The 21,164-nt window shown below is 67.8% G+C and carries 16 protein-coding genes and 2 pseudogenes; 11 read left to right on the top strand and 7 right to left on the bottom strand.

Going from position 1 to position 21,164, the window contains the following annotated elements:
* Positions 1-28: 28 nt before the first annotated feature.
* Together P3L18_RS13130 and P3L18_RS13135 are read right to left on the bottom strand one after the other, a co-directional pair.
* Positions 29-1,249 carry an acyl-CoA desaturase gene (locus P3L18_RS13130; protein ID WP_079931819.1) on the bottom strand — a complete coding sequence of 407 codons (1,221 nt, stop codon included), beginning with the start codon at positions 1,247-1,249 and terminating at the stop codon, positions 29-31.
* Between the two features lie 5 nt (positions 1,250-1,254).
* Positions 1,255-2,358 carry an FAD-binding oxidoreductase gene (locus P3L18_RS13135; protein ID WP_276114292.1) on the bottom strand — a complete coding sequence of 368 codons (1,104 nt, stop codon included), beginning with the start codon at positions 2,356-2,358 and terminating at the stop codon, positions 1,255-1,257.
* A 236-nt stretch (positions 2,359-2,594) separates the two neighbouring features.
* On the opposite strand from P3L18_RS13135, the gene P3L18_RS13140 reads away from it, so the two are divergent.
* The 10 genes and pseudogenes from P3L18_RS13140 to P3L18_RS13185 all read left to right on the top strand — a co-directional run bounded on the left by P3L18_RS13140 (position 2,595) and on the right by P3L18_RS13185 (position 14,705).
* Positions 2,595-5,864, top strand: a complete 3,270-nt coding sequence (locus P3L18_RS13140; protein ID WP_276114293.1) for a carboxyl transferase domain-containing protein — start codon at positions 2,595-2,597, stop codon at positions 5,862-5,864.
* Between the two features lie 46 nt (positions 5,865-5,910).
* The gene (locus P3L18_RS13145) at positions 5,911-6,696 is read left to right on the top strand and encodes an SDR family oxidoreductase (RefSeq protein WP_026920276.1); all 786 of its coding nucleotides are present in this window, start codon (positions 5,911-5,913) and stop codon (positions 6,694-6,696) included.
* A gap of 39 nt (positions 6,697-6,735) precedes the next feature.
* Positions 6,736-7,116 (top strand): annotated as a pseudogene (locus P3L18_RS13150) (acyl-CoA dehydrogenase family protein); the annotation flags it as partial.
* Positions 7,117-7,147: 31 nt separating this feature from the next.
* Positions 7,148-7,621 (top strand): annotated as a pseudogene (locus P3L18_RS13155) (acyl-CoA dehydrogenase family protein); the annotation flags it as partial.
* 74 nt (positions 7,622-7,695) lie between these two features.
* Positions 7,696-8,367 carry a TetR family transcriptional regulator gene (locus P3L18_RS13160; protein WP_014359357.1) on the top strand — a complete coding sequence of 224 codons (672 nt, stop codon included), beginning with the start codon at positions 7,696-7,698 and terminating at the stop codon, positions 8,365-8,367.
* A gap of 167 nt (positions 8,368-8,534) precedes the next feature.
* The gene (gene sfnG, locus P3L18_RS13165; RefSeq protein ID WP_014359358.1) at positions 8,535-9,644 is read left to right on the top strand and encodes a dimethylsulfone monooxygenase SfnG; all 1,110 of its coding nucleotides are present in this window, start codon (positions 8,535-8,537) and stop codon (positions 9,642-9,644) included.
* A gap of 1 nt (position 9,645) precedes the next feature.
* Positions 9,646-10,920, top strand: a complete 1,275-nt coding sequence (locus P3L18_RS13170; RefSeq protein ID WP_079931822.1) for an SfnB family sulfur acquisition oxidoreductase — start codon at positions 9,646-9,648, stop codon at positions 10,918-10,920.
* Positions 10,921-11,012: 92 nt separating this feature from the next.
* On the top strand, positions 11,013-12,629 hold the full coding sequence (locus P3L18_RS13175) for a serine/threonine-protein kinase (protein ID WP_276114294.1): 1,617 nt from the start codon (positions 11,013-11,015) through the stop codon (positions 12,627-12,629).
* Between the two features lie 76 nt (positions 12,630-12,705).
* Positions 12,706-13,620, top strand: a complete 915-nt coding sequence (locus P3L18_RS13180) for a hypothetical protein (protein ID WP_276114295.1) — start codon at positions 12,706-12,708, stop codon at positions 13,618-13,620.
* A gap of 149 nt (positions 13,621-13,769) precedes the next feature.
* Positions 13,770-14,705, top strand: a complete 936-nt coding sequence (locus P3L18_RS13185) for a hypothetical protein (protein ID WP_006370950.1) — start codon at positions 13,770-13,772, stop codon at positions 14,703-14,705.
* Positions 14,706-14,721: 16 nt separating this feature from the next.
* On the opposite strand, the gene P3L18_RS13190 is transcribed toward P3L18_RS13185, so the two are convergent.
* Complete coding sequence (locus P3L18_RS13190; protein ID WP_276114296.1) at positions 14,722-16,359, bottom strand: YibE/F family protein; 1,638 nt, start codon at positions 16,357-16,359, stop codon at positions 14,722-14,724.
* 70 nt (positions 16,360-16,429) lie between these two features.
* Positions 16,430-17,893: an LLM class flavin-dependent oxidoreductase gene (locus tag P3L18_RS13195; protein ID WP_079931826.1), complete on the bottom strand. Its 1,464-nt coding sequence runs from the start codon at positions 17,891-17,893 to the stop codon at positions 16,430-16,432.
* A 127-nt stretch (positions 17,894-18,020) separates the two neighbouring features.
* Between P3L18_RS13195 and P3L18_RS13200 the strand changes: the two genes are divergently transcribed.
* Positions 18,021-18,530, top strand: a complete 510-nt coding sequence (locus P3L18_RS13200) for a DinB family protein (protein ID WP_006370953.1) — start codon at positions 18,021-18,023, stop codon at positions 18,528-18,530.
* A 50-nt stretch (positions 18,531-18,580) separates the two neighbouring features.
* On the opposite strand, the gene P3L18_RS13205 is transcribed toward P3L18_RS13200, so the two are convergent.
* From P3L18_RS13205 to P3L18_RS13215, 3 genes are read right to left on the bottom strand one after another with little or no spacing between them, the layout of a single operon-like run.
* Positions 18,581-19,195 (bottom strand): response regulator transcription factor, encoded by a 615-nt coding sequence (locus tag P3L18_RS13205; protein ID WP_006370954.1) that lies wholly within the window; start codon positions 19,193-19,195, stop codon positions 18,581-18,583.
* The gene (locus tag P3L18_RS13210) at positions 19,188-20,291 is read right to left on the bottom strand and encodes a sensor histidine kinase (protein WP_276114297.1); all 1,104 of its coding nucleotides are present in this window, start codon (positions 20,289-20,291) and stop codon (positions 19,188-19,190) included. Before P3L18_RS13210 ends, P3L18_RS13205 begins: the two co-directional genes overlap by 8 nt.
* A 28-nt stretch (positions 20,292-20,319) precedes the next feature.
* Positions 20,320-21,135 carry an ABC transporter permease gene (locus tag P3L18_RS13215; protein ID WP_006370956.1) on the bottom strand — a complete coding sequence of 272 codons (816 nt, stop codon included), beginning with the start codon at positions 21,133-21,135 and terminating at the stop codon, positions 20,320-20,322.
* Positions 21,136-21,164 lie beyond the last annotated feature (29 nt).

Consider the following 21,164-nt stretch of genomic DNA (forward strand, 5'->3'; position numbering starts at 1 on the left):
CCCGTCTCGGGGCGACGCGATGGCTTGCTCAGGCGACCTCGGCCGGCTTCTGTCGGTCGATGATGACCGTCAGATCGTCGTCATCGCGGGTCATGAAGTTCGGCAGCGACAGCTTGGCGATCTTCTTCCACGTCGACCCGAGCTGATGGCTCAGCGACCCGGTGTTGTACGGCAAACCGTAGCGCTCGCACACCTCGCGTACCTCGGCCGACATCGCCGGATACCGGCTGGCCGGGATGTCGGGGAAGAGGTGATGCTCGATCTGATGCGACAGGTTGCCACTCATGATGTGGAACAGCTGGCTGCCGGTGATGTTGGCCGAGCCCAGCATCTGCCGCAGATACCACTGACCACGTGTCTCGTCGGCGCATTCCTCGGCGGTGAAAGTCTGTGCACCGGTGGGGAAGTGGCCGCAGAAGATGATGGAGTACGCCCACACGTTGCGCACCAGGTTGGCGGTCGCGTTGCCGAGCAGGGTCGGCACGAACATCGGGCCACTGAGTGCGGGGAAGACGACGTAGTCCTTGAGAACCTGTCGGCTTGCCTTGCGCCACATGCCCTTCACGAGGCCTTTGATGTCGCTCCACTTGCGCTTGCCGGCGACGATGTTCTCCGCCTCGAGATCGTGGAGCATCACGCCCCACTCGAACAGCAGCATCAGCGCGGTGGCGTAGCCGAGGTTGCCGAGATAGTAGGGGTTCCACTTCTGATCACGTGCCATCCGCAGGATGCCGTAACCGATGTCGCGATCCTCGCCGAGGATGTTGGTGAAGGTGTGGTGCAGATAGTTGTGGCTGTGCTTCCACTGATCGGCTGGACACACGTTGTCCCACTCGAATTCGCGGGAGTTGTAGGTGTCCTCACGCATCCAGTCGTACTGGCCGTGCATGACGTTGTGGCCGATCTCCATGTTGTCGAGGATCTTCGAGACCGACAGGGCGCCGACACCGGCGACCCACGCGGGCGGGAAGAACCCGAGGAACAACAGTGCGCGCCCGGCGAATTCGAGTCCACGCTGCGTACGGATGATCGAGTACAGGTACTCGCGATCCTTGGTACCGAGATCGGCGACCACGCGGGCCTTGATCTCGTCGAGCTCGCGGCCGAGTTGTTCGACCTGTGCGTAGGAGAGCCGCACGGTGTTGGGGTCTGCAGCCTTGCGCAGCGCGGGCAGCGCGGGCAGCGCGGGCAGCGCGGCGGTCTCGGTCTCGGGTGTCTCGGTTTCGGGGGGAAGGATGTTGGTTGCCATGGGTGTCATACCTCGATTTCGACGTCGCCGACGGGTGCGTTGATGCACAGCTGGATCTGGGTGTCGGATTCGGTATCGGTCTCGCCGGTCAGCACGTTGCGGGTGCAGCCCGACTTCTTGATTGCGGTGCAGGAAAAGCAGATCCCCATCCGGCAGCCGGATTCGGGGCTCAGCCCCGCCGACTCGGCCTGGTCGAGGATCGTGCGACCGTCGTTGGTCGCCGAGGTGCCCGAGGCGGTGAAGCTCAGTTCACCGTGGACGGGCTCATTGGGATCGATGGCCGCCGGCACGGCGAGGGTGAAGGCCTCGCTGTGCACACGGGCGTGCGGATGGGCGGTCTCGTAGTGGTCGAAGACCGCGTCCATCAGGGTCGCCGGCCCACAGACGAAGACGTCCGCATCGTCGTGGTCGGCGATGCCCTCGAGGTGCTCGCCGGTGAAATGTCCGATGACGCCCTCGTCCATCCCGGCGTCCTCGGTACCGCGGGTGTAGTGGAGTCGCAGGTCCAGGTGAGGATGGACCGCGGCCAATGCGGTCAGTTCGGCGCGGTAGGCGAGGTCCGACGGTGTCCGGGCGTAGTGGACAAAGGTGACCGGCTCGTCATAGCCATTCGCAACGAGCGTACGCAGCATTGAGAGTGCAGGTGTAATGCCACTACCGCCGCTGATGAACACCGGCGCACGTACCCCCTCGGCGGGCAGGACGAAGCCGCCTGCAGCCTGCGAGAGGCCGTAGACGTCGCCGACCGCGGCGGTCTTGCGCAGGTATCGCGAGACCAGTCCGTCGTCGTGTGCGGTGATGGTCAGCTCGACGGTGCCCTCGGGTCCCGCGGCAGCGTTGGCGGGGGAGAAGCAACGGGTCTGGCGCACGCCCTCGACCACCACGCTGAGCTGGACGAATTGACCTGCCTCGTGTCCTTGCCACTGGCGCGTGGGGGCGAGGGTGAGCCGGACCGTTCGGTCGGTCGGACGCTCGACGCGGATCACTCGGGCGCGTAGGTCACGCCAGGTCAGCATCGGGTCGACCAGTTCGAGATAGCGGTCGACCGGATGCGGGGACATGGTCGCCTCGATGATCGAGGAGAACACTTCGGGAAGGCGGATGCTCATGGGGGCTGGCTCCGTTCGTCTCACTCCGATGAGTGAACATCTGTACTCCGAACAGTGTGGCACGATTCCGGCCCGATCCGTCAAGGGATTGACGCGGTCCGTGATCGCGTCACAGCCCGCAACCTGATGTGATCGACAACACAGTGGTCGTCGAAGCGGGCGCAGCAATGATGAGGGTGAGGTCAGGTTCAAGTGGCGGTGTAGCGTCGGACACACCCGGAGGAAGGAACTCTGCCGTGAGCCAGGCGCCGACAACGCTGTTCGTGGCCAACCGTGGCGAGATCGCGCTGCGGATCCTCCGAACGGCATCGGAGCTCGGCCTCCGCACGGTCGCCGTGTACTCCGTCGACGACGCGGACGCTCCGCATGTCAGAGCGGCCACCACGGCCGTCGCGCTTCCCGGTACCGGTCCCGCCGCCTATCTCGATGCCGCGGAACTGGTGTCGGCCGCGTCCTCGGCCGGTGCGACGATGGTTCACCCCGGTTACGGATTCCTCAGTGAGGATGCCGATTTCGCCGATGCGTGCCGTACCGCCGGGCTCCGATTCGTCGGCCCGGATTCGCACGTACTGCGCACGTTCGGAGACAAGGCCGCCGCCCGGAACGCGGCGGTATCGGCGTCGATTCCGGTGCTCGATGCGACCGCCTCCGGAATCGACGAACACCAAGCTGACGAGTTCCTGCGGGCCCATTCCGCCGGGATCATGCTCAAAGCCGTCGCCGGCGGAGGGGGACGGGGCATGCGCCCGGTCACCATCCCGGCCGATCTCCCCGCTGCGTTTCGCGCATGCACCGCCGAAGCTCAGATGGGCTTCGGCACTGCCGCGTTGTTCGCCGAGGAACTGCTCACGGGTGCGCGTCACATCGAGGTCCAGGTCGTCGCCGCTCCCGCCGCGGACGGCACGGTGCGGGCACTCGCGCTCGGCGACCGGGACTGCAGCGTGCAACGCAGACGGCAGAAACTGGTGGAGATCGCACCGGCGCCAGACCTCGACGACGCGATCCGGCGCGGCATCCACCGCGCCGCGGTCGTGCTGTGCGCCGCCCAGGACTTCCGTGGCCTGGCGACCGTCGAATTCCTGCTCGCCGCCGAGAGATTCGTCTTTCTCGAGGTCAATCCCCGCATCCAGGTCGAACACACGGTGACCGAAGAGGTGACCGACGTCGATCTGGTGGCCACCGCGCTTCACATCGCCGCCGGCGCCACCTACGAGGAACTCGATCTGCCTGCCGGTATTCTCGCCACGGCCGACGGTGTGAGCGGCACTGTGGCACAGGCGCGCGGCGTGGCGGTCCAGGCGCGGGTCAACGCCGAGCGGATCGGCGCCGACGGCACCACGACCCCTGATTCCGGCGTGCTGAAGGTCTTTTCGGCGCCGACCGGCCCCGGAATCCGCGTCGACACGCACGGCCGGCCGGGTCTGACGCTGAGTCCGCGGTTCGATTCCTTGCTGGCCAAGGTGATCGCCCACACCCGCTCCGACGACGTCGCCGTCACCGCCCGCAAACTCGACACGGCATTACGCGACTTCACGATCGGTGGCGTCGAGACCACCATCGATCTGCTCCGGGCCGTACTGGCGGCCAAGGAATTCGGGACCGCCGCACTGACCACGGACTTCGTCGAACAGAATATGGCCGAATTGAGCTCGGCCGCAGACCGGTTCGCCGGCGAGCGTGCGAAAGCGGCGCCCGCGGGCGACATCCCCGCCCGCACCGACATCAGCATCGGCACCGACGAGCGGGTGATCACCGCCCCGATGGCGGGCGTCGTCGTCTCCACTCCCGCCACCGATGCCACGGCGGCCGGCGGCGAGGCGCTGGTGATCCTCGAGGCGATGAAGATGGAGCACGTCGTCACCGACCCACACCCTGTCGAGATTCGACGCAGTCTCATCGACGAGGGTCAATCCGTCAGCGCCGGAACGCCTTTGCTGGTGGTCGCCGACGCCGACCACGACGACGCCGACGTGAACGCGACCGTCGCGGACCCCGACCACATCCGTCCCGACCTGGCCGAGGTGATCGCTCGCCACGCCGTCACGCTCGACGAGGGGCGTCCCGATGCCGTTGCCAAGCGACACCGGCGCTCGCGCCGCACCGCCCGGGAGAACATCGCCGACCTCATCGATCCCGACAGCTTCACCGAGTACGGGGCGCTGGCCCTCGCGGCCCAACGCACCCGCCGCAGCGAAGCGGACCTCATCGCCAACACCCCCGCAGACGGCCTCGTCGGCGGGGTCGCGACGATCGGCGCCGACCGCTTCGGCGCTGCCGCCGCGGAGGCCGTGGTGATCTCCTACGACTACACCGTCCTCGCGGGCACGCAGGGCATGCGCAACCATGTGAAGACCGACCGGCTGCTGGAGGTGGCCCGGCGCAAGCGGATTCCGCTCGTACTCTTCGCCGAGGGCGGCGGTGGGCGGCCCGGCGACACCGACGCCCTCGGCGCCGCTGGGCTCGAACTCGACACCTTCCGGTCGATGGCGGGCCTGCGCGGGGCGGTGCCGACGGTGGCCATCGTCTCCGGCCGCTGCTTCGCCGGCAACGCCGCACTCGCCGGCGCCTGCGACGTCCTCATCGCCACTCCCGACGCCAACATCGGCATGGGAGGACCGGCGATGATCGAAGGCGGTGGTCTCGGGGTATTCGCTCCCGAAGAGATCGGACCGGTCGACGTGCAGACCCGCAACGGCGTCATCGACGTGCTCGCGCGCGACGAAGCCGACGCCGTGGCCACCGCGCGGCACTACCTGTCCTACTTCCAGGGCGATGACGATCGATGGGAAGCACCCGATCCGCGATCGGCGCGACACGTCGTCCCGGAGAACCGCTTGCGCGCCTACGACATCCGGGCCGCCATCGAATCGATCGCCGACGTCGGATCGGTGCTGGAGCTGCGACCCGTTTACGGCCGCGGCATCGTCACCGCGTTGATCCGGGTCGAGGGTGTGGCCTACGGCCTGTTGGCCAATTCCAGTCGACACCTCGGCGGAGCGATCGACGCCGAGGCCGCCGACAAGGCCGCCGAATTCCTGACGCTGTGCCAAGCACACGGACTGCCCCTCGTCACGCTGTGTGACACACCGGGTTTCATGGTCGGGCCGGAGTCCGAGGAGCAGGCGACGGTGCGTCGATTCGGCAACTTCTTCGCCGCCGGTGCGCGATTGACCGTACCGTTCGGCACCGTGATCCTGCGCAAGGGTTACGGTCTCGGTGCGATGGCCATGGCCGGCGGGTCCTTTCACGCACCGGAATTCACCATCGCGTGGCCGACCGGGGAGATCGGCGGTATGGGCCTCGAAGGTGCGGTACGCCTGGGCTTTCGCAAAGAACTCGACGCCGTCGCCGACCCCGCCGAGCGGGACGCGCTGTTCGCAGACCTCCTCGCGAAGGCCTACGAGCACGGCAAGGCGCTGCACTCGGCCACCACGTTCGAACTCGACGACGTGATCGACCCGTCGACCACCCGGGACTGGATTCGTCAGCTCGGGCGATCACGTTGAGTTCAGATGACGGGGAGACCCAAGTTACTCGCGAAAGGCGAAACGAATGACAATGCTCCCGGATCTGCACGGCCGCACGGCCCTGGTCACCGGCGCCTCGAGGGGGATCGGTTCGGCTGCGGCCGCGGCACTGGCCGCGGCGGGCGCCAACGTGGTGGTCACCTCACGTAAACCCGACGCGGCGCGGGCCGCTGCGGAGGCGATCGGCCCCAACGTCCTCGGCATCGCCGCCCACGCGGCGGAGGAGGATCAGGCCCGCGCCTGCATCGACACCACCCTCGAACACTTCGGATCGCTCGACATCCTCGTCAACAACGCCGGCACGAATCCCGCATATGGACCACTCATCGCTCAGGATCACGGGCGATTCGCCAAGACGATGGACGTGAACCTGTGGGGCCCGATCCTGTGGACCGGACTCGCCGTACGGGCGTGGATGGGTGCGCACGGCGGATCGGTGATCAACACCGCATCCATCGGCGGTCTCGGTCACGAACCGGGCATCGGCATGTACAACGCCTCCAAGGCGGCACTGATCTACGTGACAGGGCAACTGGCGCTGGAACTCTCACCGAGTGTGCGGGTCAACGCCGTGGCCCCCGGGATCGTGCGGACGCGCCTGGCCGAGGCGCTGTGGAAGGAACACGAGGCGCAGGTCTCCGAGGCCACCGCACTCGGGCGGATCGGTGAACCCACCGATGTCGCCTCGGCCATCGTGTTCCTCGCCTCCGACGCCGCTTCCTGGATGACCGGCGAGATCATGACCATTGACGGCGGGCAACACCTCGGCGACGCGGCGCCTTATCGCGCTTTCGGCGGCGCACTCCGCTGAACAGATTCAGCCATCCCGACACCCACCGAGAGGACTCCCGTGGACACCGACGTCGACGACGTGGCCGTAGATCTGCGCGCCCGTGTGAGCAGGCTGCTGACCGAGCACGATCCGGCCACCACGCCCGAACGAGACTTCCTGGCCGCACGATTCGATGCCGGGCTGGCATGGGTGCACTTCCGCCCCGGTGACGGTGGACTGGGGATCGCGCAGAGCCACCAGGCCCTGGTCGATGAGTTGCTCACCGCAGCCGGTGCACCCGGACCGGCCAAGTCGCGCAACGGCATCGGTCTCGGCATGGCGGCGCCGACCATCGCGGCGCTGGGGACCGAGGAGCAGCGGCGCCGACTGCTGCGACCGCTGTACCTCGGCGAGCACATCTACTGCCAGTTGTTCAGCGAGCCCGGCGCCGGATCGGATCGGATCCGGCGACGGCGGCGGCGGTGGCCACGCGGTACAGGCAGCGCTGCTCACCGGTGCGGCGCTCCTGGCCTCGGAACAACTCGGCGTCGCCCAGTGGTGTCTGCAGACGACTCTCACGTACGTGAAGGAGCGCAGGCAGTTCGGGCGGCAGATCGGGTCGTACCAGGCCATCAAGCACCGGCTCGCCGATCTGTGGCTCGAGGTGTCCTCGGCGGGTGCGGCCGTCCGCTACGCCGCCGACACCGCAGCACGAGGCGACGCCGATGCCGAGATCGCCGCACACCTCGCCGCGTCGTACTGCGGCGACGTCGCCGTCCGGGCCGCCGAGGAATGCATCCAACTCCACGGTGGCATCGGCATGACCTGGGAGTATCCCGCGCACCTGTACCTCAAGCGCGCCAAGGCCGACCAGCTGGCGCTCGGCAACGGCTATCACCACCGTGCCCGGCTGGCCGAACTCGTCGGCCTGGCCCCGTCCTCTTCTGTCGGTAACCGCAGGTGAGAGCGCTTCTCGCGGGTTCGGCGCGCCGTGGACCCGGCACCGGGGATACACCGCGATGTCCTAGACTCGCTTAGGTGACCCGGACCCGCCGCCCCACTTCGCGTGCCCCGCGGCCTGCGGAACCGGAGAGCCGGGCCGATCGCAAGAACCGCACCCGGCAGGCGCTGCTCGAGACCACGCTGGACCTGGTGAGCGAACGCAGCTTCGCCAGCATCAGTCTGCGGGAGGTCGCCCGAGGCGCGGGTATCGTCCCGACGGCGTTCTACCGACACTTCGCGTCGATGGAAGATCTCGGCGTCACCCTCGTCGAGGACTCGATGCGGATCCTGCGCCGCACACTGCGCGAGGGTCGGCGCGATCTCGCTGCTCGTCAGGCGCTGCCGACCGCACAGAATTCGTTGGCGATCCTGCTGCGCCATGTACACGAGCACGAGACCGACTACCGCTTCCTGATCCGCGAACAGCACGGCGGGGTCGCCGAGATCCGTCGCGCGATCGACACCGAACTGCGGTTGTTCTCCAAGGAACTCGCCATCGATCTGTCGCGCATCCCCGATCTCTCGCAGTGGCAACCGCAAGACCTCGAACTGGCCGCCGAACTCATCGTCACCATCATGCTGACCGCGGTGGCCGACCTGCTCGACGGTGAGCACCGCGGGCGCGACGCCGAGGCCGACATCGTGCAGCGCACCGAACGGCAGTTGGTGATGGTGTTCCTCGGCATGGGGCAGTGGAAGAGCGGGTAGGGAAAGTACGGGTAGGCGCCCGATCCGGAAGGACTCCACGTGCGGCGAGGGTTTTCGCGCACGCCGATTTCAAGGGTGGGCCGCGCCGGCTTCTCGGGTGAAGATGGCCGACGTTGTCGCGCACCGCGTCGTCGGTGCGTCGCGTTCACATGACGAGCAGGAGACCCGTGTCCACCGAGAAGATCGCCGACGAGATCAAGTTCGCCTACTGGGTGCCCAATGTGTCCGGTGGGCTGGTGACCAGTGACATCGAGCAGCGGACCAGCTGGGACTACGAGTACAACGTCAAACTCGCGCAGACCGCCGAGAACAACGGCTTCGAGTATGCGCTGTCCCAGGTCCGTTACGAGGCGTCCTACGGTGCGGAATTCCAGCATGAGTCCACCAGTTTCAGTCTCGCGCTGCTGCTGGCCACCCAGCGGCTCAAGCTGATCGCCGCCATCCACCCGGGCCTGTGGCATCCGGCCGTGCTCGCGAAGTTCGGTGCGACCGCCGACATCCTGTCGAACGGACGCTTTGCGATCAACGTGGTCAGCGGATGGTTCAAGGACGAGTTCACCCACCTCGGCGAGCCGTGGCTCGAGCACGACGAACGGTACCGCCGCAGCGCGGAATTCCTCGAGGTGATCCGCAAGATCTGGACCGAGGACAACGTCGACTTCCGTGGCGACTTCTATCGCATCCACGACTTCACCCTCAAGCCCAAGCCGCTCAACACCCCCGAGCGTCCCAATCCCGAACTGTTCCAAGGCGGTAACTCGACCGCTGCCCGCAACAACGGTGGCCGCTTCTCCGACTGGTACTTCTCCAACGGCAAGGACTTCGACGGCGTCACCGAGCAACTCGACGATCTGCGTGCCGTCGCACAGGCCCACGAGCGTGAGGTGCGCTTCGGGCTGAACGGCTTCATCATCGCCCGCGACACCGAAGCCGAGGCCCGCGACACCCTGCGCGAGATCGTCGAGAAGGCGAATCGTCCTGCGGTGGAGGGCTTCCGGTCGGCGGTGCAGCAGGCGGGCAACTCCACCGGCAACAAGACCGGTATGTGGGCAGATTCCTCCTTCGAGGATCTCGTGCAGTACAACGACGGTTTCCGTACCCAGCTGATCGGCACGCCCGAGCAGGTCGCCGAGCGAATCGTGGCCTACAAGCGTCTCGGCGTCGACCTCATCCTCGGTGGATTCCTGCACTTCCAGGAAGAGATCGAGTATTTTGGCGAGCGTGTCCTCCCCCTCGTCCGAGAGCTCGAAGCCGCGCAGCGCAGCACCGTCGGCTGAGATGAGCCTCACCACTTCCGCGGTGCAGGCCGATCGTGGTGCCGCGCGGCTGGATTCGGCCGCGCGGGCCCGGGCCGCCGCGCACGCCCTCGCCGATCGGTTCGCCTCCGGCGCCGCCGAACGCGACGCGCAGCGACGACTGCCCCACGAGGAGATCGACGAGTTGTCGGCGAGCGGGCTGCTCGCCATCACCGTGCCGGCCCGATTCGGTGGGCCCGACCTGGCACCGAGCGTGGTCGCCGATGTGACCCGCATCCTCGCCGCCGCGGATCCCAACATCGCGCAGATTCCGCACAGTCACTTCGTCTATCTGAACCTGCTGCGGCTCGCAGCGTCGGAAGAGTTGGCACGCAAGCACTTCGACGCCGTGCTGCGCGGCGGCCGGGTGGCCAACGCGCAATCCGAGCGCGGCGGTAAGACGATCGCCGACATCTCCACCACGCTCGTCGCCGACGGTCCCGGCCGGTTCCGTCTCGACGGCGAGAAGTTCTATGCCACCGGCTCGTTGTTCGCCGACACGCTGGCCGTGCTGGCCCGGCATGACGCCGACGAACACCTCGACGGTGGTGAGTACGTGGCGTTCATCCCCGCCGACGCGCCCGGGGTGGAGCTCGTCGACGACTGGGATGCCTTGGGGCAGAAGACCACCGGCTCAGGGACGGTGCGGCTGCGGGGTGTCGCCGTCGATGCCGCAGACCTCGTCGCCCGCGCGCCCGCGGTTTCCCGGCCCACCGGATACGGTGCGTTCGCCCAGTTGCTGCATGTCGCGATCGACGTCGGCATCGCACGCGGCGCCCTCGACACCGCCGTCGAGTTCGTGCGCACCAGTGCCCGACCGTGGTTCGAGGCCGGTGTCGAGCGGGCCGTCGACGATCCGCTGTTGGTGCAACGATTCGGTGAGCTCGGCGTCGACCTCATCACCGCCGAGGCGACCCTCGACGCCGCCGGACGTGCGGTCGACCGGGCCACCGGGTACACCCCGTACGAGACCGCCACCGCCGACGGCGCCGACCACGACGCACATGTGGGCGCAGTCGCCGACGCGTCGATTGCGGTGGCCGCGGCCAAGGTCGTTGCCGACCGCGTCTCCACCGGCATCGCGTCGACGCTCTTCGAGGTGGGCGGCACCCGCAGTGCTGCCGGCGGCACGGGCTTGGATCGCTTCTGGCGCAACGCCCGAACACACACCCTGCACGATCCGGTGCGCTGGAAACTGCAGCACATCGGACGCAAGGTCCTGCGTGACGAGAACCCGCCCGTACACGGTGTCATCTGAGCGAATGAATCGCCGCTGAGACGATCGCGAGGTCGTTCACCCGGACCGCCGACGACGGTCGATTTGTCGGTGTGCACCGTTATGCTCACAGCATGTCAACGAGTCGCGTCAACACCCAGTTCGGGCCGTATCGCCTGGACGAGTTGCTGGGTCGGGGCGGGATGGGTGAGGTCTACCGCGCCTACGACACCACCAAGGACCGCGAGGTAGCGCTCAAACTGCTCAATCCCGGCCTCGCCGACGACGCCGTCTATCAGCAACGGTTCCGGCGCGAATCCCACGCGGCCGCGCGGCTCGGCGAACCCCACGTCATCCCGATCCACGACTGGGGAGAGATCGACGGTGTGTTGTTCATCGACATGCGACTCGTCGCGGGTGAGGATCTGCGCGCGCTGTTGCGGCGTGAGCATGCGCTCGCCCCGGCACGGGCGGTCACCATCATCGAGCAGGTGGCCTCGGCACTCGACGCCGCCCACGCCGACGGTCTGGTGCATCGCGACATCAAACCCGAGAACATCCTGATCGCGCAGAACGACTTCGCCTATCTCGTGGACTTCGGTATCGCCCACGGTTCCGACGACACCCACCTCACGCAGGCCGGCACCGCCATCGGGTCGATCGCGTACATGGCGCCGGAATTGTTCGACGCCGTCCCGGTGAGCATTGCCAGCGACATCTACGCACTCACCTGCGTCCTGTTCGAAAGCCTCACCGGGCGTGTGCCGCATCCCGCCGACACGATCAGCTCGGCGATCAAGGCCGCGGTCATGTCCCCGCCTCCCGCACCGAGCAGTATCAACGCCGAGGTGCCCCGGGCGATGGACGCGGTCATCAGCCGCGGCCTCGATCCCGAGCCGACGCGACGCTACGGCAGCGCCACCGAACTGGCGTCCGTGGCCCGTGCCGCATTGACCGGCGAGAGCAGCGACGGCACGACGACGATCGTCCCCACCGCCATGCCCGGACAACCCGGCCCGAACCTGAGCAAGGCTCCGCCAACCGTGCTCGGTGCGGCCGCGGCGAACGACGAGGCGATGCGCGCAACCCAGATCCGACCGTCGGGACCTGTCGGACCGATCGGCCCGGCCGGTGGTGGAAGCACCCTGAATGTGTCGGGGCCCCAGAACTATTCGGGACCTCAGAGCTATTCGGGACCTCACAATTATTCGGGGCCCCAGAATCTGTCGGGGCCGCAACAGTTCTCGGGCCCGCAGGTGCCCGGCGGCATGCCCCCGGGGTACCCGCCGTACGGGCAACCCGGCTATACCGAACCGCGGCGGGACCGTTCGCTGGTCATCGCGGTCACCGCCGTGATCGTGGTGGCTGTTCTCGGTCTGCTCGGCGTCGGGGCCTATTGGTTGTTCACGCGCAATTCGGGCGACGACTCGACGGCGCAGTCACCGACGACGACCACCATCACCGCGGCCCCGCCGATCACCAACCAGCCCACGGTGACCGCCGCGCCGTCGTTCCCGCCCAATGCGGTTCCCTGTGATGCGACGTCGGCGATCGGCTCGCAGGTGACCAGCTGTGCGTTCGCGCAGGCGGTGCGCGATGCGTACAACAACTCGGGCTCCTACGGTCAGTCGCGCGCGGTGGTCGCCTACAGCCCGGTCACCGGGCAGGCCTACACGATGGCGTGTGCCCCACAGGGTTCGGCGGTGGTGTGTCAGGGTGGCAACAACGCCGTCGTCTATGTCCTGCCGTGATGTCGGGTCCGGCCGCGTGCCCTCGTGGCCGGCGGCGGTGACCGGTGACCGGGAAACGCAGGTGAGGGGAGTGTCGATGGGGAAGCGACGTGGCCGAGCGGTGAGCGTGTGGGTCGCCGGCGTGGTGCTCACCGTTGCCGGGGTGATGATGAGCGGCTGCGCGACCGCGGAGTCGCCGGCACCGCGATCAACGGTCACCGTGTACGCCTCGCCCTCGTCGTCGACCTCGGCCGCGGCGTCGGCATCGTCGACGCAGCCCAGCGCCGGCGCGAATCCCGCTCTGGCCGCAGGATTCCGACGCGTGGCCGCCGGGACGGGACTGCGGGTCGGCATCGCGGTCGCCCCGGTCGGCCCGAACGCGACGGCAAGCCTGCTGTTCGGGGACCGCGATCCCGGTGTGGCGTGGTCGACGATCAAGGTGCCGCTCGCCGTGGCCGCCGAACGCGAGAACGGGACGTCCACGGCGGAAAGCAACGCCATCATCAACTCCGACAACCAAGCGGCCGAACAACTCTGGGCGTCACTCGGCAGCAACACCGAGGGGTCGGCCAAGGTGACCGCTGTACTGCGCGAGGGCGGCAACCCGAACACCGTGGTGCCCTCGCAGCAGTTGCGCTCGGGCTTCACGATCTTCGGGCAGACCCGCTGGACGCTGCCGGATGCGGCGACCTTCGCCGGGCATCTGCCGTGCATGCCGGGCACCGGTCACGTGCTCTCGCTGATGGGCCAGGTCGCCGGCAACCAGCAGTGGGGTGTGGAGATCATGCAGATCCCCAAGACCACCGCCGTCAAAGGTGGGTGGGGCCCCGGCGTCGACGGCGCCTACCTGGTGCGGCAGATCGGCGTCCTCACCTACCGCGACGGTCAGCAGAGCGCGGTGGCGATGAGCGCCGTCGGCGGGTCGATGTCGTCGGGCACCGCGGCGCTCAACGCCCTCGGCAATTGGCTGAACCAGAACATCGCCGCCTTGCCGCGCGGCCGCTGCCGCTGACCCGACCGCTGTTCGACACCGATCGTTCCGCGCAGGTGTCCCGGTCACGGCCCGCACACGGTGCGGTCTCGGTTGATCGACCGGCACGTGGCGGTGCCCAGCCGGCGGTTAGAGTTCTTGGTGTTACTGAAGTGACTCAGGAGGCTTGTGTGGCGTTGTGGAAACGATGGGCCGTGGCGTGTGCGACGACGCTGGTGGTGGCGAGCGCCGGTCTCGCCGGAGCAGGCGTGGCAGGTGCCGCGCCGCTTCCGTTCCCCGTTCCGGCGATGCCCGCGTTACCGCCCCTGCCCGAACCGCTGCGGACGTGGCTGACCCCGCCCGTACCTCCGCAGGAGGCGTTGACCAAGTCCTTTGCGCCGTTCCAGAAGTCGCTCGCCAAGACCACCCCGGGCGCGATCGGTCTCGCTCTCGCGCCGGTCGGGTCGGACTCGGTGATCTCGTTGGGCACCTTCACCACAGGACGGGCGTGGTCGACGCTGAAGGTCCCGGTGTCGCTGGCCGCCGAACGTCGGCTCGGCTCGGCGGTGGTCGACGACGAGACCAAGGCCATCACGGTGTCCGACAACGACGCGGCGGGGGACCTCTGGACGCAGCTCGGTCCCGGCGCGACACCGGTCGATGCGGTGACCGCGGTCCTGCGCGAAGGCCACGACCTCAACACCCACGTCAGCTCGCAGCTCGACTCGGCGACGTCCTACCCCGGCTACACCATGTGGGCGCTGGCCGATCAGGCGATCTTCGGGGCACACCTGCCCTGTATGCCCGGTACCGATCGGCTGTTGGCCCTGATGGGTGCGGTCGGACCCAACCAGCGATGGGGCGTGGCCAACCTCGCCCGGACCAACCAGAAGGTGAGCGCCACGGCCGTGAAGGGCGGCTGGGGCCCGGGCACCGGGACGTCGTCGGCGTTCCTGGTGCGTCAACTGGGCATCCTCACCGTTCCCGGTGGTCAGGTGGCCGTGTCGATGGCCGCCGTTCCGCGCAGCGGCAAGTTCTCCGATGGCACCGCCATGCTCACCAAGATCGGTGACTGGCTCGGACGCAATCTCTCCACCGTCCCGACCGGACAGTGCGGATTGGGCTGATCTCGCGTGCGCTGAGTCAGTCCGGCATCGAGTGCCGGCCGGTTCGTGGTGGCGGCTCCGGTGCACGCCGTGACGGCGGTGGGCTCGGGGCGTCCCGAACCGTTGCCTGTGGTTTCGGGGCCTGTGGTCCCGGTGCCCCTCGTGCCGGTGGCCGCCGTGTGGGCTCGGGACGAGGGGATCCAGGTCGCGATGACGCCGATTGTGCCGGCGCTGTTCGTGAGTCGGTGAGCGGCGCGTCAACTCTCGGGGTGCCGGAGACCTCGCCGGCTGGGCCTTCGGCGGCGCGCGCACCCGACGGTCGGGCCAGGGCCGCGGCGATCCCGGTGGTCAGCGGCACCGACAGCGCGATGGCGATACCGCCGACGAACGATCGCGCCAACTCGACGGCGACGGTGTCGCTGGTCAGCAGCGAACCGAACGGCTGGCGCGCCACCGAGAACAACAGCAACAGTGGCAAAGCGCTACCGGCATAGGCGAACACCAGGGTGTAGACGGTGGACGCGATGTGATCGCGTCCCACCCGCATGGCCGCGCGGAAGGTGGCCAGGCGGCTCGGCTCCCCGGCCGCGGCGAGTTCGAACGCAGCCGACGCCTGGGTGATCGTCACGTCATTGAGCACACCGAGCGTACCGATGATGAAACCGGCAAGCAGCAGACCGCTGACCGAGATGCCCCCCTGGTAGACCTGCAGATTCGTCGTCTGATCGCTGGAGAGTCCGGTGAGGTTCATGGTGGTGATCGACGCCCAGCTCAACACCCCGGCCAGCAGCAACGACATCAGCGTTCCGAGCAGGGCCGAACTGGTCCGCATGCTGATGCCGTGCGCGAGGTAGAGCACGACGAACAGGATGGCGGCCGAACTGACCACCGCGACCGCCACCGGCGATTCGCCGTCGAGGATGGCGGGCAGGGTGAAGGCACCGAGCACGACGAAGGCGAAGACGAGTCCGATCAACGACCGCAGTCCGCGCCACGCGGCGACGAGGATGATCGCACCCGCGAACAGGATCGCCCACACGATCGTCGAGGTGGTCCGGCCGAAGTCGAAGAACGTGTAGCGCGGTTGGCCGTCGGGGCCGGGGGTGGTGCTCATCCGGACCGCGTCGCCGATGTGCAGGGTCGGTTGACCCGGCTGTGGATCGTCGGGCGCGCCGAGGGTTTGCGCGGATGAGTCGGGCCCGCTGCCGGATTGCGCCCGGTTGGTGGGTACCTCCAGCAGCGTGTACTTCCCGGAATCGGAGCCGGAGGTGATCGACACGACGCTCTCGATACAGGGTCCGGTGCCCGCGCCGGAGATCGGGATGTCGGCGGTGTCGGCGATCGTGCCGACCATCTGATTCAGGCAATCACCGCGGGTCTGGCTGACGATCTTGCCGTCGACGGCGTGGATCGCACCGCCGTCGGCACCCCGGAACTGTGCGGGGATCGGATGCTCACCCCCCGAGGGCCACAGCAGCACGATTCCGGCGATCATCGCCAGTCCGAACACACTCAGTGCACCGATGACGATGCGTCGCGCCATGGGTGTCAGGTCGGCAGCGATGTCGTTCAGTGAATGGGAGTGACTGTGGCCGTGCCCGTTTCGCGGTACCCGTCGCCTTCGGGCGGCTTTGTCCGGACTGTCGGGCGTCGCGCCGCGATCGCTGCTCACCACGCCACCCTATGACGCCGGCGCCGCGTGATGGGCGATAGTCGTCGCCGCCGACCCGCGGAGCGGGCGACGACTATCGGGTCGGCACCGGCCCACGCGCGGCCGCGCGCACCGAGTCGTCAATCGTCGAGTTCGCGCCACCGACACGGAACGTCGCACCCCGATGGTTGTCGGGGAGCAGATCGCCACGCCCGAACAGCTTGTGACGCAACGTACCCGGCGTGTATTGGCGACGGTAGACCCCGCGACGTTCCAGGGCCGGGATGACGTGGGTGACGATGTCGGCGAAGGACCCGGGTGTGACGGCGTAGGCCACGTTGAAGCCGTCGACGTCGGTGTCGTCGACCCAGCCCTGCAGAGCCTCGGCGATCTCATCACCCGACCCGATGAGCACCGGTCCCATCCCGCCGATGCCGCCCCATGCGGCGATGTCGCGGACCGCCCACTCGTGGCCCGATTCGTCCGCCTGGGCGAAGGCGGCGACAGCGGACTGGATGGCATTGCTGTGCACGTTGCCGATGGGTTCGTCGAGATCGTAGGAGGACAGGTCCAGGCCCATCCATCCCGACATGAACACCAACGACCCCTCGTCGCTGGCGTAACGCCGATACTCGGCGGCCTTCTCGCGGGCGGCCTCCGGCGTCGAGTCGGTGATGATGGTCAACAAGGTGTAGATGCGGGCGTCGTACGGGTCGCGGCCGGCGGCGACGAGTTCTTCCCGGATCTTCGACACCACTTCGCGCAGAATGGTTTTGGTGGGTGCGGCGACGAAGATCGCCTCGGCGTTGGCCGCGGCGAACCGGCGGCCGCGCACCGACGCGCCGGCCTGGTAGATCACCGGGCTGCGCTGTGGGGAAGGCTCGGACAGATGGATGCCGGGCACCGTGAAGTGCTCGCCGCGGTGACCGATGTGATGGACCTTGTCGGGATCGGCGAACACGCCCGCGGCACGGTCGCGGCGTACCGCGTCGGATTCCCAGGAGCCCTCCCACAGTTTGTAGAGGACGGTCAGGTACTCGTCGGCGTGGTCATAGCGGCTGTCGTGCTCGAGTTGATCGGCGGCGCCCATGTTGCGGGCCGCCGACGGCAGGTAGCCGGTGACCACATTCCAGCCGAGCCGACCGCGCGTCAGGTGATCCAGCGTCGACAGCCGCCGGGCGAACGGGTAGGGATGCTCGAATCCCGTGCCGGTGGTGATCCCGAATCCGAGGTGCTCGGTCGCATACGCCATCGCCGACACCAGCAACAGCGGATCGTTGACAGGGATTTGCGCCCCCTGCCGGATCGCGGCCTCGTCGGTGCCGCCATAGACGTCATAGGTGCCGAGGACGTCGGCGATGAACAACCCGTCGAATCCGCCGCTCTCCAACAGGATCGCCAGGTCGACCCAATAGTCGAGAGTGTTGTACTCCCACGAGCGGTCATCGGGGTGGCGCCACAGCCCGGGGGATTGGTGCGCAACACAATTCATGTCGAAGGCGTTGAACCGGATCGGACGTCGGTGCAGGGACGAGGCAGAGTCGGACACCCCGCCCATGGTGGGCAACGCGACCGCCGGTGACCAGGGTTGGGATCGGCGCGAGGCAAAAGTTTGCGCGGGCGTCGACAAGGGTTTCTGCCGTACATGCATGCGCGGAGTGCAATACCGGAGTAGGTGTGGAGGCATGAGAGCCACCGAAGTACTCGCCGACGGATTCGGACGCGTCAAGGAGAACGTGCACGCCGTGCTCGACGGGATCGAGGAGCTACGACTGTCCTGGCAGCCCGCGCCCGGCGCGAACACGATCGCCTGGCTGGTGTGGCATCTCGCGCGCGTGCAGGATGCGCAGATCGCCGACGTCGCGGGCACCGATCAGATCTGGACCTCGCAGGGCTGGTATGAGCGCTTTGCGCTGCCGTTCCCGCCGTCGGCGAGTGGGTATGGGCAGAGCCCCGACGACATCCTCCGCGTCGTCGGACCCGCCGATCTGCTGCTGGGCTACTACGACGCGAGCCATGACGCCACGATCGAGTACCTCGCCCGTGTCGGCGATGGAGACCTCGATCGGGTCATCGACGACAACTGGGATCCGCCGGTGACCTTGGGGGTGCGGCTGGTGAGCATCCTCGACGACGACGCCCAACACGTCGGTCAGGCTGCGTATTTGCGCGGCCTGAACGTCGACCTCGGCTGACCTCGGCCCGCCGAGCGCGCCCGCCAGTCCGCCGACAGCGCACGGCCGCCTCAGATCCAGCCGCGTTCGCGTGCGACGCGGGCGGCCTCGGCGCGGGTGGCGGTGCCGGTCTTGCCGATCGCCGACGACAGATGGTTGCGCACGGTGCCGGCCGACAGATGGACCTGCGTGGCGATGGTTGCCACTGTCGCGCCCGACAACGCTGCGCGCAGCACCTCGGATTCGCGCTGCGTCAGCGGATTGTCGCCGCTGGTGAGGCTTTCGGTGGCCAACGTGGGATCGATGACGCGGAGACCTGCGTGTACTCGACGCACCGCGTCGGCCAGTTCGCTTGCCGGAGTGTCCTTCACGACGAAGCCGGACGCGCCGGCGTCGATGGCGCGTCGTAGGTACCCCGGGCGGCCGAAGGTGGTGACAATCAGCGAACGCACCCCCGGCAGGTACCGTCGCAGGGCAGCCGCGGCCTCGATGCCGTCGGTGCCGGGCATCTCGATGTCGAGCAGGCACACGTCGGCGGCGTGTTCGCGCGCGGCGTCGACGACCTCGTCGCCGCGCCCCACCTGGGCGACCACCTCGAGGTCGCTCTCGAGGTCGAGTAGGGCGGCCAGCGCGCCACGTACCAGGGCCTGATCGTCGGCGAGCAGCAGGCGGATCGGTTCACTCATCGTCGACCACCGCCGTCAACGTCGTTCCGCCCGTGTTTGATTCGATCGTCAGGGTGCCACCCGCGGACTCCACCCGTTCGATCAGTCCGCGTAAGCCGTTGCCGGGAACAGCTGCGCCGAGTCCACACCCGTCGTCGTGCACCGTCAGTGTGGCGTCCTCGATCCGGACGTCGCAATGAGTGGCGTGGCTGTGGCGGACCACATTGGTGACGGCTTCCCGCAGTACCCACGCGAACAGCTCCCCATGCGGGGTGGCGGTCTGCGGATCGGGAAGTGTCGCAGTGATATCCGCGGCACGGAAGGCGCTCTGTGCGGACGCGATCACGCTCGGCAGGTCCGGGGTGCGCAGAGCTCCGACGGTTGCCCGGACCTCGGCGAGCGCGGAGCGGGCCAGCGCATTGACCTCGGCCATCTCGTCTTTCGCGCGTTGCGGGTCGAGATCGACGAGGCGACCGGCCAATTCGGTCTTGATGGTGATCACCGTCAGCGAGTGCCCGAGGATGTCGTGGACGTCGCGGGCCACCCGCTCACGTTCGGCGACCACCGCCAACTCGGAATTGAGCTCACGCTGGCGCTCCTCGGCGCGTTCGCGTTCACCCTCACGAACAGCGAGCGCGCGAAAACCGAGCATGGTGAATCCGACGGCGACCAGGATGATCACGACGCTGCCGTCGACCTCCCACCCGGCGATCGTCGGCACCGCGATCGACGCGACGATCAACGCGGCCACGGTGATCGCCGCCCACAGGGTGGGGAAGCTGAAGGCGGCGACGACCATCAGGAAAGGTGCTGAGCCGAAGGTGTTCTCGCTGATGATGGGCAGCAGGCCCGCGGCCAGGATGAGCAGAACGACGAAGATCCATACGCCACGCGGTTCGACCTCGGTGCGACCGGTGAGTAGGTACACCGACGCCAAGAGGTAGACCACGGCGAACAGTCCGATGAGGACGAGCCCCACGATCTTGGCGGTGTGGCCGTGGTCGGAGGTGGCGACCGCTCCGATCGGGTAGGCCAGGAACAACATCCAGATGGCCGTGAACACCCAGCGCAGGTTGCGCCAGGGTGCCCACCGGTCGTTCGTGCGGTTGCTCATCATCTCCGGATTCTGCTGGTCGACGGTCCGATCACTGCCGTGCCGTACTGCGACTGTAGAAGAACGAGGCGGTCGAGGCGAAGATCACCGCCCAGATGATCACGTTGGCGACGGTCACCCAGAGCGAGATGTGGGTGCCGTACACGGTGACACCGTGATCGAGCGGATACCGCGCGAGCGTCACGACCCCGAACATCGGTGTGAACTGCGCGATGGTCAGCATGACGCCCTTGAGGGGGACGAACACGTTGCCGGCGAAGGCCAACAGTGCCAACACGCCGCCCATCACCTGCATCGCCCCGTCGGATTTCATGATGCTGCCCACGGCCAGACCGAAGGCGGCGAACACCGATGCGCCGATCCATCCGAGCAGCAGGCAGGCGATCCACACCCCGACCGGGGCGTGCGCGCCGGTGGCGACCCCGGCGACCGTGAGCACCAGGATCGGCAGCGCCCCCATCGCCAACGCCACGCACACCTTGGTGGCCACGTATCCGGTGGGTTGCAGCGGCGTCATCATCAGGGTGCGCGTCCAGCCGGCCTGCTGTTCGAGTGCCACCGACGCAGCGTTGGAGGCGGCGGCGAGGACAGCACCGTAGACGGCCATGCCGATCAGGACATAGAACGCAACATTGCCCGAACCGACTGTGTCAGAGGACTTCTGGGTAGCGCCGAAAACGAGATACAGCAGACCGGGCATGGCGACGGTGAAAACCAGGGCACGCCGATTGCGTAGGACGCGGCGGATGTCGGTGCGCATGTACAGGGGCGCGGGAAGGAATCCGCGGAGTGCGGTGTCGTGTGACGCCGATCGAGGTGCGGCGGACGAGGCCGAGGCGGTGGTCATGGCGGGAGCTTTCTGTCGAAGGGTGGTGG

The sequence above is a fragment of the Gordonia sp. N1V genome, from assembly GCF_029269935.1.
In the GTDB taxonomy this organism is placed as follows: Bacteria; Actinomycetota; Actinomycetes; order Mycobacteriales; family Mycobacteriaceae; genus Gordonia; species Gordonia polyisoprenivorans.